We start from the raw sequence: 12,832 nt of genomic DNA on the forward strand, positions 1-12,832 counted from the left end.
TACGAGAACGTGACGGCAGTCGCGAAAATCCTGCCGCAACAGGTGGGGGATGAACGAAGATCAGCGGATGACTTCGATCATCCACAACATCACCGTCGACGCTCGCGACTCGTACGCGATCGCGTCGTGGTGGGGCCAGGTGCTCGACCTGCCGCTGCACCCGGACGACAACCCCGGCGACCCGGAGTGCCTGATCCAGCTGCCGAGCGGGATCCGCTACCTCTTCATCAACGTGCCGGAGGGCAAGGAGATCAAGAACCGCCTGCACGTCGACCTGCAGCCGACCGACGTGACCCGCGACGAGGAGGTCGAACGCCTCCTCGGCATCGGCGCCACGATCTACGACGACCAGCGCAGGCCGGACGGCACCGGCTGGGTCACCATGCACGACCCCGAGGGCAACGAGTTCTGCGTGGAACGCAGCGCAGCCGAACGTGCGGCGACGTCCTAGCTGCCGTCACCCACTCGTACCAACAGCTTGTCCACAGCAGATCCGGAGTTATCCACAATCCGCTGGTCAGTATCCACAGGTGAGTCGAGCTCAGTGGCGACCGTCTGTGCACCAGAACCCGTTGGAGTGACATCCACGGAGTCCCGCAGCGGCTGCTCCTTGATCAACAGCACCGCGATCACCGTGAACACCGCGAGCCCGGCGGCGATCAGGAACAGCTCGCCCATCGAATCGCCGTAGGAGGCCCGCACGACTGGGGAGAGGGAGCCGCGGTCGAGCGTCTTCGTGCTGACGTGGGCGGCCAGCACGGCACCCAGCACCGAGACGCCGGCCGTCCCGCCCAGCGACCTGAGGAACGTGGCCGTGGAACTGGCCGCCCCGAGGTCCGACATCCCCACGCCGTTCTGCACGGCCAGCACGAGGTTCTGCATCGTCAGCCCCACGCCGACGCCCACCAGCAACAGGTACGCGCCCATCAGCGTCAGGTTGGTGGTGTGGTCGATCGTCCCGAGCAACGCCAGCCCCGCGACCAGCGAGAACGCCCCCCAGACGAGGTAGCCCTTCCACCTGCCGCTCCTGGCGATGAGCTGCCCGCTGACCGTCGACGAGATGCTCAGCCCCAGCACCAACGGCACCGTCAGCAGCCCGGCCTTGGTGGGCGAGAACCCGCGCGCGATCTGGAAGTACTGCCCCATGAACACCGACGCGCCGAACATCGCCGTACCGACCGCGATGCCGCCGAGCATCGCCAGCACGACCGTCCGGTTCCGGAACAGGTGCAGCGGGATGACCGGCGAGCTGGCCCGCCGCTCCACGAAGTAGGCGGTGATGATCGCGAGCACCGCGCCGCCCGCGAACAACGCGCTCTCCTTCGAGAACCAGGCGAAGTCCTTGCCCGCGAACGACACCCACATCAGCACCAGGCTCACGCCACCCGTGATGAGCGTGGCGCCGAGGTAGTCGATCTTCACGTGCTGCTTGCGGACCGGCAGGTGCAGCGTCTTGTGCAGCACGGCCAGCGCCACCAGCGCCAACGGCACGCAGACGAAGAAGCACCAGCGCCAGCCGGGCCAGTCGACCAGGAAGCCGCCGACCAGCGGACCGCCGACGGTGCCGGCGGAGATCACCATGCCGGTGTAACCGCTGTACCGGCCGCGTTCACGGGGGCTGAGCAGCGCCCCGACCACGACCTGGCCGAGCGCCTGCACACCGCCCATGCCGAGTCCCTGGATCACCCGGAACGCGATGAGCTGCTCCATGTTCTGGCTGAGGCCCGACAGGACCGAGCCGGCCACGAACACCACGATCGACGTCTGCAGCAGCTTCTTCTTGTCGAAGAGGTCCGCGAGCTTGCCCCACAGCGGCGTGCTGGCCGTGGAGGCCAGCAGCATCGCCGTGATGACCCACGTGTACTGGGTCTGAGTGCCCTTGAGCTCGGCCAGGATCGTCGGGAGAGCGTTGGAGACGATGGTGGAGCTGAGGATCGCGACGAGCAGCGCCACCCAGATCCCGGACAGCGCTTCGAGGATCTCCCGATGCGACGAGGGCCGGTTCAAGCAGGCCTCCAGTTAGTTGGTTGATGTCATACAACTATATCTGGAGATAGTTAGCCAGGCCAACGAATTCGGTGGCTGATGGATCACACGGCGGTCGAGGTCGCGCGAGGCGCTGGAGCGGGAGCCGCACACGAGAAGAGGGGTGGCCAGGCGAAGGTCACCCGGCCACCCCTCCGCGCGACAACTCAGGTCACTCGGCGGTCTTGCCCGCCTTGACCCCGAAATAGTCGCCGCCCTTCCGCTTCACGTCGTCCGTGCCCCAGTCGCGCACGCGGTCGACCGGGAGCATCCGCGGGATGTGCTTGCGGCAGTGGATGTAGGCCTCCTTCACCTCCACCACCACCCACCGCTCGACCTTCCGGTCGTCGGTCGGCAGCTCCTCCCGCGGCACGATCCGGGCCCGTCCGTTCACGTGCAGCCCGATCAGGTCGTCGGCGAAGTCCACCATCAGCATCCCGACGTGCGGGTTCTCCATGATGTTGCCCAGGGACGCCATCACGCCGTTGCCGCGGTACTCGGGGTACGCGACGGTCCGGGAGTCGATCACCTTGATGAACCCCGCCGGCCCGGCCCGCAGGGTCGAGTCGCACTCCCCGTCCGCATCGGCGGTCGAAATGAACGCCATCTCCATCCGCCCGACGAACTCGGCCATCGCCGGGTTCAGATGATCGAGAACCTGGTCCGCGTAGAAGCGTGTAGCGCGAGCGGACGTCTCCAAGGCACATTGGAGGAAGTGCTCACCGCGTGAGCCTGGACGCTCAACACGGTCGGGTGAGGTGGTTTCAGTCAAGTCAGGCAGGGACACCCGCAACACGCTCCCACGCAAGCACGCAAGTCGGTACAGACGGACCCTCATATTCACACGGTTGCGGTAACAACTACTCACGGAGTGTGATCGGACTTCGCTCGAAGGTGGCATCAAGGAGTCAAACCCTCCGATCAGGGGTTACTGTCCACTCTGTCGGGGGACGGATGCTTGACGAGGACTACCGCGCCTTGCTGGCGCCAATGAGAACGTGGAGACTGCGCGCGGACCATGACTGCGAACGCTGTGCTGAGCCCCATCCCTACCCCGCCACACCGAGAGCCCCCGCCTGGCGTCACCGCGATGGTGCGGATGATCCGGGAGAGCTTCGCGGTGGTGGAACCGCACGCCGAAGAAGTGGCGAAGTTCTTCTACGGCATGCTCTTCTCGCTCTCGCCTGCCACACGCGAGATGTTCCCCGCGAACATGGAGGTGCAGCGGAGCCGCCTGCTGCGCGCTCTCGTGCACGTGGTGCAGATGGTCGACCGCCCGGACGACCTCATCCCCTTCCTCCGCCAGCTCGGGCGTGACCACCGCAAGTTCGGGGTCATCAACGTCCACTACGAGGCTGTCGGCACGGCGCTGCTGTCCGCGGTGAAGAAGTTCGCGGGCGCTGCCTGGACGCCGAAGGTCGAGATGGCCTGGGCGGAGGCCTACACGTTGATGGCGCGGGCCATGCAGGAGGCCGCCGACGCCGACAACGGGCCCGCCTACTGGCACGCCACCGTGCTGGAGCACCAGCGCGTCTCGTGGGACCTGGCGGTCGTGCGGCTGCAGCCCGACCACCCGGTCAACTACAAGGCCGGGCAGTACGTCAGCGTGGAGACGCCGCAGCGCAAGCGCCTGTGGCGGTACTACTCGCCGGCGAACGCCCCGCGCGAGGACGGCGTCATCGAGTTCCACATCCGGTCCGTCGACGGCGGATGGGTGTCGCGCTCGGTGGTCGGCCACACGCAGGCCGGTGACACGTGGCGGATCGGACCGCCCATGGGACGTCTGTCGGTCGACCGCACGGCCGGGTCGGACATCCTCATGGTCGCCGGCGGCACCGGCGTGGCGCCCATGCACGCGATCATCGACGAGATGGCGCAGTACGGGGAGAACCCGCGCGTGCACCTGTTCTACGGCGGCCGCACCCGCGAGGACCTCTACGACCTGGACAACCTGCAGCGCATCGCGACCACGAACCCGTGGCTCACGGTCGTGCCGGTGCTGGAGTCAGACCCCGGAGTCCGAGGTGTCGAGCAGGGCAGCCTCGCCGACGTGGTCACCCGCTACGGCGCGTGGGAGGAGCGTGACGTCCTGGTCTGCGGCAGCCCTGCCATGATCAGGTCGACCGTGTCGCGCATGCTGGTCGCCGGAACGCCGCTGGACCGGATCAAGTACGACCCGTTCACGCTGGACTAGACTCGGCACGTCGAAGCGACTGGCGTGCCGAGGGTGGAACTGACCACCGGGAAGCGACGGCCGAGCGCACCGAACGCCTGGGTGCCCGGCACGGAGTGATGCCGTGCTGCACGAAGTCGATCCCGAGATCGCCACCCTGATCCAGGCTGAACAACGTCGTCAGGCCAGCAAGCTGCGCATGATCGCCTCCGAGAACGACGTGTCGGCCGCCGTGCTTGAAGCAACAGGCTCGGTGCTGACCAACAAGTACTCCGAGGGCTATCCCGGCAAGCGGTACTACGAGGGCCAGCAGGTCGTCGACCAGATCGAACAACTGGCGATCGACCGGGCGAAGGCGCTGTTCGGCGTCGACCACGCCAACGTCCAGCCGCTGTCCGGCGCACCGGCGAACCTCGCCGTGTACCTCGCGTTCCTGCAGCCCGGTGACACAGTGATGGGCATGTCGCTCCCGATGGGCGGCCACCTGACCCACGGCTGGAGCGTGTCCGCCACCGGCAAGTGGTTCCGCGCGGTGCAGTACGAGGTCCGCAAGGACACCGGTGTCGTCGACATGGACGAGGTGCGCTCGCTCGCACTGGCCGAACGCCCGAAGGTCATCTTCTGCGGCGGCACCGCGATCCCGCGCACGATCGACTTCCCGGCGTTCGCGCAGATCGCCGACGAGATCGGCGCCGTGCTGGTGGCCGACATCGCGCACATCGCGGGGCTCGTCGCCGGTGGCGCGCACCCGTCCCCGGTCGGCCACGCCCCGGTGATCACCACGACCACGCACAAGACGTTGCGCGGCCCGCGCGGCGCCATGATCCTCTGCGACGCCGAGCACGCGAAGGCGATCGACCGCGCCGTGTTCCCCGGCCTGCAGGGCGGTCCGCACGACCACACCACCGCCGCCATCGCCGTGGCGCTGCACGAGGCCGCGCAGCCGGAGTTCCGGGAGTACGCGCACACGGTCGTCGCGAACGCTCGCGCGCTGGCGGACGCGTTGCTGGAACGCGGCTTCGACCTGGTGTCCGGCGGCACGGACAACCACCTGATCCTGGTGGACCTCACCTCGAAGCTCATCGGCGGCAAGCCGGCCGCGCAGGCCCTGGACAAGGCCGGCATCGAGCTGAACTACAACGCGGTCCCGTTCGACTCCCGCAAGCCGTTCGACCCGTCCGGCATCCGGCTGGGCACGGCCGGGATCACCACCCGCGGCCTCAAGCCCGAGCAGATGCCGTTGATCGCGAACTGGATCGACCGCGCGATCGCCGCGCACGACAACGACCAGGCCCTGGAGCGCATCGCCGCCGAGGTCTCAGAGCTGCTCGGCGCCCTGTAGCTCCGCGGCCGCGGCCCGGACCTCCTCGAGTGCACGGCGGGCGACTTCCGCGAAGTCCCCGCCGTCGGAGAGCCACCGGGTGTAGCCCCGTCGCAGCGCCAGAATCCCCAGTTCAGCGGCCACGTCCGCGTCGAGCTCCGACACACCGCGCTGCCGCAGCGAGTCCCTCGTCGCTTGACCGAACCCGGCCATCTTCAGCGCGTCCCGCTCACGCAGCTCGTCGGTGCGGTTGATCACCGCGAGCCGCCGCGCCCCGTACTCCCAGCGCTCCTGCGTGAACGTGACGGCAATGGCCACGAGTGCCGCCTCGACCGCCTGCAGCGGCCCCGCGGACTCGGGTGCGCCCGCGATTCCGCCCCTGATCAGTTCGAGCAGTTCGTCCTGGCCGCCGAACAGCACCTCGCGCTTGTCCCGGAAGTGCCGGAAGTACGTGCTCTTCGTGAGGCCGGCGCGCTCGGCGATCTGCGCCACCGAGGTGTTCTCGTAGCCCTGCTCGCAGAACAGGTCGAGTGCGGCGCGCAACAACCGCGCCCGTGCGTCCGGCTCCCATCGACCCATGCCTCACATGATAAGTGATGGGACTTGGTCTCATCACTCTGCTACCGTTGATGAGACCAAGTCCCATCACTTGAGGATGTGCAGATCATGAAGGTCTTCGTCACCGGTGCCAGCGGACATGTCGGCTCGGCCGTCGTACCGGAACTGCTGCGAGCCGGTCACCAGGTCGTCGGACTGGCCCGCTCGGACGCCTCGGCGGCCAGGCTCGAAGCCCAGGGCGCGACCGTCCAGCGCGGCGATCTCGACGACCTCGACGGGTTGCGCAAGGGCGCGGCCGAGGCCGACGCGGTGATCCACCTGGCGTTCAAGCACGAGGAGATGTTCGCGGGCGACTACGCCGGTGCGTCCGCCGCCGACCTCGCGGTCGTCCGCGCGTTCATCGAGGAGCTGTCCGGCACCGGCAAGCCGCTGATCGGCACGGGCGGCACGCTGTCGTACTCGGGCCTCGGCCGCACCGCCACCGAGGAGGAGCGCGCCCCGGACGACCACAGCCGCGGCACGGCCCGCAACCTGATCATCGACGCCGAGGGCCTGCGCGGCGCGGTCGCCGTGCTGCCGCCGACCGTCCACAGTGAACTCGACACGGCGGGCTTCATCCCGCTGCTGGTGCGAATCGCCCGCACCACGGGCGTTTCCGGCTACCCGGGCGATGGCACGAACCGCTGGTCCGCCGCGCACACGCTGGACGTGGCGCGGCTCTACCGGCTGGCGGTGGAGAAGGCTCCTGCGGGCTCGGTCCTGCACGCGGTCGCGGAGGAAGCCGTGTCGCTGAAGGAGATCGCCGAGGCCATCGGGCGGAAGTTGAACGTGCCGGTGCGGAGTGTTCCGGACGAGCACTTCGGTCCGCTCGCGAACATGGTCACGCGTGACGCACCGACGTCCGGTGCTCGCACGAAGGCGTTGCTGGGCTGGGAACCGAAGGAACCCGGCCTCCTCGCCGATCTGGAAGCCGGGTTCTACTTCGAAGAGCGCTGAGTCAGCGCATTCCTCGCCCGCGCAACCACTCCGCAAGGCTCTTGCCGGGAGCGTTGTCGCCGGTGCACTCCTCGACGAGGGCTTCGAGCGCAACCGGCGTGGCGTCGTAGTACGCCTCGATCGCCTGCCGTTCGCGCGAATCGCCGTTCTCGTGCGCGGTGTTCGCGATGCGCAGCCAGTAGAAGTCCGCGTCGAGCTCACCGGCCGCGATCAGGTCCAGCACGCGCGGGAGCAGGTAGCGCGCGAAGTTCTCGTCGCCGATCGTGCCGGAACGCAGCCAGTACTTCTCGACCTGTTCGGAGGTCAGCTCACGCAGCGGCACGGTCGTGAACGGCGCCACGTCCTCCGGATTCACGCAGTGGTCGCAGTGGTCGACCACTCGGGGACGAGGCGCCGAGAAGACCTCGTAAAGGCGCTCGATCACTTGCGAGGTTTGGGCTTCCACACGACGAGCGCGGTCTCCTGCCGGATCGGCACGAGGTCTCGCCGATAGGACGCGTGCACGGCGGCGGCCGTGGAGTCGGCTGCCGCCAACGCCTGCGCGAGCTCCTGCTGGAGTTCGGTGATCCGCGACCGCAGTGCGTCGACCTGGTTCTCCAGCTCGATGATCCGCTTGATCCCGGCCAGGTTCACGCCCTCCTCCTGGGAGAGCCGCTGAACCTCGCGCAGCAGCACGATGTCCCGCATCGAGTAGCGGCGGCCGCCACCCGAGGTGCGGCCCGGCGACACCAGACCCATCCGGTCGTAGGACCGCAGCGTCTGGGCGTGCAGACCGGAGAGCTGCGCCGCCACCGAGATCACGAAGAACGGCGTGTCCTCGTCAGTCCCGGGAGGGAACGGAAAACCCACCGAACTCACCGCCCTTCAAGGAGTGCGTTCAGCTCACCACGGGGGTCGTGGTCCTTCGTCACGTCGGCGTACGCCTCAAGGGCCTTGCGAGCTTCAGCCGACAGGTTGTTCGGCACCGCGACCTCCAGGGTGATGAGGAGATCGCCCGCGGTGCCGTCCCGCTTGGTGATCCCCTTGCCCCGAGCCCGCAGCACGCGCCCGGAGGCGGTACCGGCAGGCACCTTCAAGGTCACCTTGCCGTCCAGCGTGGGCACGGTCAACGTGGTGCCGAGCGCGAGCTCGGAGAACGTCATGGGCGCGGTCAGCGTCAGGTCGTTGCCCTGACGGCCGAACACGCTGTGCGGGTTGACGTGCACGCGCACGAACAGGTCGCCGGACGGTCCGCCGTTGCGGCCCGGTTCCCCTTGTCCGGCAAGGCGGATCCGCTGGCCGTCGTCGACGCCGGACGGGATCCGCACGGTCAGCGTGCGGGTGCGGGTGCTGACGCCGTCGCCACCGCACTCGGGGCACGGGTCGTCGATGATCCGGCCGGTCCCGCGGCAGTCGCGGCACGGCTCGCTGAACGCGAACGCGCCCTGCGAGCGGGTGACCAGGCCCGAACCGGAACAGGTCGCGCAGGTGTGCGGCGTGGTCCCCGGCTTGGCACCGGAACCGCCGCACGTCGTGCAGGCGGCGGGGGACGACAGGCGCAGCGGCACCGTCGCGCCCTTCACCGCCTCGGTGAAGTCGATGCGGACGTCGGTCTCGACGTCCTCGCCACGGCGCGGGCGCGTCGCGGAAGCCGCGCCGCCACCGCCGCGCCGGTTGAACAGGCCGCCCAGCAGGTCGCCGAGGCCGCCGCCACCGGTGCCCGGGGCCGCGCGGCCGAACAGGTCGTTGACGTCGAACCCGCCGCCGCCACCGAACCCGCCGGGGAAGCCGCCGCCGCCCGCGAACAGGCGACGGGCCTCGTCGTACTGCTTGCGCTTGGCCGGGTCCGACAGCACGCCGTAGGCCTCGGAGACCGCCTTGAAGCGGGCCTCGGCCTTGGCGTCGCCGGGGTTGGCGTCGGGGTGCAGCTCGCGGGCGAGCTTGCGGTACGACTTCTTGATCTCGTCGGCCGACGCCTCGGAGGAGACGCCCAGCTCGCGGTAGAAGTCCTTTTCGATCCAGTCCCTAGCACTCACCGGACGTCCCTCCTTTCGTGGTGGTGTGGCGCGGAACGTTGACGTGCGAATTCGCGGTCAGACGGACGCATCGCGGTGCCGCCCCCGCGTCCTCGTACTGGTTGTCCGCGGGCGCGGGGGCGGTACCGCGAGGCGTCCTGCTGAGCGTGAACTCACCGCCAACGTTCCGGGTCACGCCACTAGTTCTCTTCGGCCTGCGGTGCGGCGGGGGCAGGCTCGTGGTCGGTCACCGCGACGAGCGCGGGCCGGACGAGCTTGTCGCCGAACGTGTAGCCGCGGCGCAGGACGGCGGTGACGGTCGGGCCGTCGACGTCCGGGGACGTGCTGTGCTGCACGGCCTCGTGCACCGACGGGTCGAACGCCTCGCCCTCGTGCGCGAACGGCTCCAGGCCGGTCTTCTGCAGAGTGGACACCAGCTTGTCCGCCACGGCCTTGAAGGCACCGGTCAGGTCGCCGTGCGCGGCGGCCCGCTCGATGTCGTCCAGGACGGACAGCAGCTCGGCGGCCACGGCCGCCTTCGCGTTGTTGATCACCGCTTCCCGGTCGCGTTCCACCCGCTTGCGGTAGTTCGCGTACTCGGCGGTGAGCCGCTGCAGGTCGGCGGTGCGCTCGTCGAGCTGGGTCTTCAGCTCGGCGGCCACCTCGTCCACGACCTCTGCGACCAGGGGCTCTTCGGAAACCGGAGCAGCCGTCTCCTCGTCGGCAGCGTGACCCGGCGCCCGGACCTCACCCGTTTCGGGGTCGATCCGGTGCCGGTCGTTCACGACTACCTGAGGCTGCTCCTCGTCAGGGGCGGCGTGCCTCGGCTCGGTCACTTCTTCTTTTCCTCGTCCACGATCTCGGCGTCAACAATGTCGTCCTCGCCGGCCTTGGCCTGGCCGGCACCCGGCGCGTCCGCACCAGGGGCCTCGGCACCGGCGGCACCCGGCGCGTTGGCGTAGATCGCCTGGCCGATGGCCTGGGACTCGGTCGCGAGCTTCTCCACCGCGGCCTTGATGGCGTTGATGTCGGTGCCCTTGAGCGCCTCGTTCGCCTCGGCGATCGCGGCGGTGACCTTCTCCTTGATGTCGGCCGGGAGCTTCTCGTCGTTCTCCTTGACGACCTTCTCGGTCTGGTAGACGAGCGTCTCGGCCTGGTTGCGGACCTCGGCCTCCTCGCGGCGGCGCTTGTCCTCCTCCGCGTGCGCCTCGGCGTCCTTGACCATGCGGTCGATGTCCTCCTTCGGCAGCGCGGAGCCACCGGTGATGGTCATCGACTGCTCCTTGCCGGTGCCCAGGTCCTTCGCCGACACGTGGACGATGCCGTTCGCGTCGATGTCGAAGGTGACCTCGATCTGCGGCACGCCGCGCGGGGCGGGCGGCAGGCCGGTCAGCTCGAACATGCCGAGCTTCTTGTTGTGCGCCGCGATCTCGCGCTCGCCCTGGAAGACCTGGATCTGCACGGACGGCTGGTTGTCGTCGGCCGTCGTGAAGGTCTCGGAACGCTTCGTCGGGATCGTGGTGTTGCGCTCGATCAGCTTGGTCATGATGCCGCCCTTGGTCTCGATGCCGAGGGACAGCGGGGTGACGTCGAGCAGCAGGACGTCCTTGACCTCACCCTTGAGGACACCGGCCTGCAGGGCGGCGCCGACGGCGACGACCTCGTCCGGGTTCACGCCCTTGTTGGGCTCCTTGCCGCCGGTCAGCTCCTTCACGAGCTCGGCGACGGCGGGCATGCGGGTCGAGCCACCGACGAGCACCACGTGGTCGATGTCGCCGACGGAGATGCCGGCGTCCTTGATCACGTTGTTGAACGGCGCACGGGTGCGGTCGAGCAGGTCGGACGTGATGCGCTGGAACTCGGCGCGCGACAGCGTCTCGTCGAGGAACAGCGGGTTCTTGTCCGCGTCGACCGTGATGTACGGCAGGTTGATCGACGCCGTGGACGAGCTGGACAGCTCGATCTTGGCCTTCTCGGCGGCCTCGCGGATCCGCTGCAGGGCCATCTTGTCCTTGGTCAGGTCGATGCCGTTGGCCTGCTTGAAGCGGTCCACCAGCCAGTCGACGATGCGCTGGTCCCAGTCGTCACCACCGAGGTGGTTGTCACCGGAGGTCGCGCGGACCTCGACGACGCCGTCGCCGAGTTCGAGCAGCGAGACGTCGAACGTGCCACCACCGAGGTCGAAGACCAGGATGGTCTGCTCCTTCTCGCCCTTGTCGAGGCCGTAGGCCAGCGCGGCCGACGTCGGCTCGTTGACGATGCGGAGCACGTTGAGGCCCGCGATCTGGCCGGCCTCCTTGGTGGCCTGGCGCTGCGCGTCCTCGAAGTAGGCGGGGACGGTGATGACGGCGTCGGTGATCTCCTCGCCCAGGTACGCCTCGGCGTCGCGCTTGAGCTTCATCAGCACGCGCGCGCTGATCTCCTGCGAGGTGTACTGCTTGCCGTCGATCTCATCGGTCTTCCAGTTGGTGCCGATGTGCCGCTTCACCGAGCGGATGGTGCGGTCGACGTTCGTGACGGCCTGGTTCTTCGCGGGCTGACCCACGAGGACCTCGCCGTTCTTCGCGAACGCGACGATGGACGGGGTCGTCCTCGAGCCCTCCGAGTTGGCGATGACCGTCGGCTCACCGCCTTCGAGGACGGCGACGACGGAGTTGGTCGTCCCGAGGTCGATGCCGACTGCACGCGCCATTGGAGTTCCTTCCGCTAGTACTTGTTGAGCGTTGTTGGCTCAAGTTTGCCATCCCGCTCAACCTTGAGCCTACCCGACTCAAGCTTTCTGACTGAACCAACGGCGGGGAAGGTCTGGTTGTTCCCTCACAACGCGCCGAGGGCCACCCCGCGTGGAGTGGCCCTCGACACATTCCCCCAGCACAGCGGTGCTCAGCCCCCGAGCACCCTGACGTTCCCCGACCCGGTGCTCACGTGCACGGCCATCGGCGCCGCCGGATCGGTCGGAACGGCGATCGTGCGGTCACCGCTGCCAGACGCCACGTCGACCTTGTACGGACCCCCTGGCACCCGCACGGTGACGTCCCCGGACGAGGCGTCCACCCGCACCGACCGCGGCGACGTGAACGTGAGCGCGATGTCGCCGGAACCACCGTCCGCCGTCACGTCGTTGTCGAGCCTGGTGCCGGTGATGTCACCCGAGCTCGTGTGGACGAGCGCCTTGCCCTTCAGCTGGTCCAGCCGGATCCGGCCGGAACCGAGGGTGGCGGTCACGGAGCCCTTGACGTTGATCGCGTCGAAGTCGCCGGAGCCGGAGTCGACCCGGACGTCGCCCGCGATGTCGCGGACCACGATCCGGCCCGAGCCGTTGCGGTAGTCGACCGACGCCACCCCCTCGATCGTGGTGTCCCCCGACCTCACGTCCTCGCCCACCACCGCGATGTCGGTGGACGGCACCTGGACCTGGTACTCGATCGAGCAGTGGTCGCCGCAGTCGTCGAGCACCAGCGTGGTGCCCTCGACGTGGTGCGAGACGCCGGACGGCTTGTTGTCCTTGGCGTGCTGAACCCGGCGGTGGATCTTCGTCTCGGACAGCCCCGGCACGTACCGGATCGACACCTGCTCGGAGCCGGTGCGCACCCGCACCGACGTCAACTTCTCCGCGACCGTCTGGTCGTCGGAGAACTCGTACTTCACGATGCGGATGCCACACCCGGAGAGCAGAGCCCCCATCAGCACCGCCACCAGCGCCGTCCTCAGCATGAGCACAAAACTAGAGGCGGCGGGGATCGGCGACACGGCTGTCAGCCCCCG

Annotated in this window: 13 protein-coding genes and 1 riboswitch; of the genes, 4 read left to right on the forward strand and 9 right to left on the reverse strand. The window is 68.6% G+C overall.

The window, feature by feature from the left end; all coding sequences use genetic code 11:
• Positions 1-67 precede the first annotated feature (67 nt).
• Positions 68-451, forward strand: coding sequence for a VOC family protein (locus tag ACWEIJ_RS08180; RefSeq protein ID WP_449836473.1), 384 nt, complete (start codon positions 68-70; stop codon positions 449-451).
• Here ACWEIJ_RS08180 and ACWEIJ_RS08185 read toward each other — a convergent pair.
• Both ACWEIJ_RS08185 and ACWEIJ_RS08190 read right to left on the reverse strand, forming a co-directional pair.
• Positions 448-2,007 carry an MDR family MFS transporter gene (locus ACWEIJ_RS08185; RefSeq protein ID WP_449836474.1) on the reverse strand — a complete coding sequence of 520 codons (1,560 nt, stop codon included), beginning with the start codon at positions 2,005-2,007 and terminating at the stop codon, positions 448-450. The genes ACWEIJ_RS08180 and ACWEIJ_RS08185 overlap by 4 nt on opposite strands.
• A 190-nt stretch (positions 2,008-2,197) precedes the next feature.
• On the reverse strand, positions 2,198-2,725 hold the full coding sequence (locus ACWEIJ_RS08190; RefSeq protein ID WP_449836475.1) for a pyridoxamine 5'-phosphate oxidase family protein: 528 nt from the start codon (positions 2,723-2,725) through the stop codon (positions 2,198-2,200).
• A 390-nt stretch (positions 2,726-3,115) separates the two neighbouring features.
• Here ACWEIJ_RS08190 and ACWEIJ_RS08195 point away from each other — a divergent pair, with 390 nt between their 5' ends.
• Together ACWEIJ_RS08195 and ACWEIJ_RS08200 are read left to right on the forward strand one after the other, a co-directional pair.
• Complete coding sequence (locus ACWEIJ_RS08195; protein WP_355438191.1) at positions 3,116-4,219, forward strand: FAD-binding oxidoreductase; 1,104 nt, start codon at positions 3,116-3,118, stop codon at positions 4,217-4,219.
• Between the two features lie 5 nt (positions 4,220-4,224).
• Positions 4,225-4,309, forward strand: a riboswitch (ZMP/ZTP riboswitch).
• Between the two features lie 13 nt (positions 4,310-4,322).
• Positions 4,323-5,540: a serine hydroxymethyltransferase gene (locus ACWEIJ_RS08200; RefSeq protein WP_449836476.1), complete on the forward strand. Its 1,218-nt coding sequence runs from the start codon at positions 4,323-4,325 to the stop codon at positions 5,538-5,540.
• Here the strand turns inward: ACWEIJ_RS08200 and ACWEIJ_RS08205 are convergent.
• The gene (locus tag ACWEIJ_RS08205; RefSeq protein WP_449836477.1) at positions 5,517-6,098 is read right to left on the reverse strand and encodes a TetR/AcrR family transcriptional regulator; all 582 of its coding nucleotides are present in this window, start codon (positions 6,096-6,098) and stop codon (positions 5,517-5,519) included. The two genes, ACWEIJ_RS08200 and ACWEIJ_RS08205, sit on opposite strands and share 24 nt — an antisense overlap.
• Before the next feature lie 87 nt (positions 6,099-6,185).
• Here ACWEIJ_RS08205 and ACWEIJ_RS08210 point away from each other — a divergent pair, with 87 nt between their 5' ends.
• Positions 6,186-7,073 (forward strand): SDR family oxidoreductase, encoded by an 888-nt coding sequence (locus ACWEIJ_RS08210; protein WP_449836478.1) that lies wholly within the window; start codon positions 6,186-6,188, stop codon positions 7,071-7,073.
• A 1-nt stretch (position 7,074) separates the two neighbouring features.
• Here the strand turns inward: ACWEIJ_RS08210 and ACWEIJ_RS08215 are convergent, their stop codons facing one another.
• From ACWEIJ_RS08215 to ACWEIJ_RS08240, 6 genes are all read right to left on the reverse strand, one after another.
• A complete protein-coding gene (locus ACWEIJ_RS08215) occupies positions 7,075-7,497 on the reverse strand; it encodes a hypothetical protein (RefSeq protein ID WP_449836479.1) in 423 nt (140 codons plus the stop codon).
• Positions 7,494-7,922: a heat shock protein transcriptional repressor HspR gene (locus ACWEIJ_RS08220; RefSeq protein WP_449836480.1), complete on the reverse strand. Its 429-nt coding sequence runs from the start codon at positions 7,920-7,922 to the stop codon at positions 7,494-7,496. The genes ACWEIJ_RS08215 and ACWEIJ_RS08220 overlap by 4 nt, the downstream gene beginning before the upstream one ends.
• 5 nt (positions 7,923-7,927) lie before the next feature.
• Positions 7,928-9,088 (reverse strand): molecular chaperone DnaJ, encoded by a 1,161-nt coding sequence (gene dnaJ, locus ACWEIJ_RS08225; protein ID WP_449836481.1) that lies wholly within the window; start codon positions 9,086-9,088, stop codon positions 7,928-7,930.
• Between the two features lie 179 nt (positions 9,089-9,267).
• Positions 9,268-9,903 carry a nucleotide exchange factor GrpE gene (gene grpE / locus ACWEIJ_RS08230; RefSeq protein ID WP_449836482.1) on the reverse strand — a complete coding sequence of 212 codons (636 nt, stop codon included), beginning with the start codon at positions 9,901-9,903 and terminating at the stop codon, positions 9,268-9,270.
• Entirely contained in the window at positions 9,900-11,759 is a 1,860-nt protein-coding gene (dnaK, locus tag ACWEIJ_RS08235) for a molecular chaperone DnaK (protein WP_449836483.1), read from the reverse strand. The genes grpE and dnaK overlap by 4 nt, the downstream gene beginning before the upstream one ends.
• Positions 11,760-11,950: 191 nt before the next feature.
• The gene (locus ACWEIJ_RS08240; protein ID WP_449836484.1) at positions 11,951-12,781 is read right to left on the reverse strand and encodes a DUF4097 family beta strand repeat-containing protein; all 831 of its coding nucleotides are present in this window, start codon (positions 12,779-12,781) and stop codon (positions 11,951-11,953) included.
• Between the last annotated feature and the right edge of the window lie 51 nt (positions 12,782-12,832).

This window comes from Lentzea sp. NPDC004789, assembly GCF_053601075.1.

Bases quoted from the DNA above. Each gene is read 5' to 3' on its own strand.
- ACWEIJ_RS08180 (WP_449836473.1), top strand. From the start codon at position 68: ATGACTTCGATCATCCACAACATCACCGTCGACGCTCGCGACTCGTAC.
- ACWEIJ_RS08195 (WP_355438191.1), top strand. From the start codon at position 3,116: ATGGTGCGGATGATCCGGGAGAGCTTCGCGGTGGTGGAACCGCACGCC.
- ACWEIJ_RS08205 (WP_449836477.1), bottom strand. From the start codon at position 6,098: ATGGGTCGATGGGAGCCGGACGCACGGGCGCGGTTGTTGCGCGCCGCA.
- ACWEIJ_RS08210 (WP_449836478.1), top strand. From the start codon at position 6,186: ATGAAGGTCTTCGTCACCGGTGCCAGCGGACATGTCGGCTCGGCCGTC.
- dnaK (WP_449836483.1), bottom strand. From the start codon at position 11,759: ATGGCGCGTGCAGTCGGCATCGACCTCGGGACGACCAACTCCGTCGTC.
- ACWEIJ_RS08240 (WP_449836484.1), bottom strand. From the start codon at position 12,781: ATGCTGAGGACGGCGCTGGTGGCGGTGCTGATGGGGGCTCTGCTCTCC.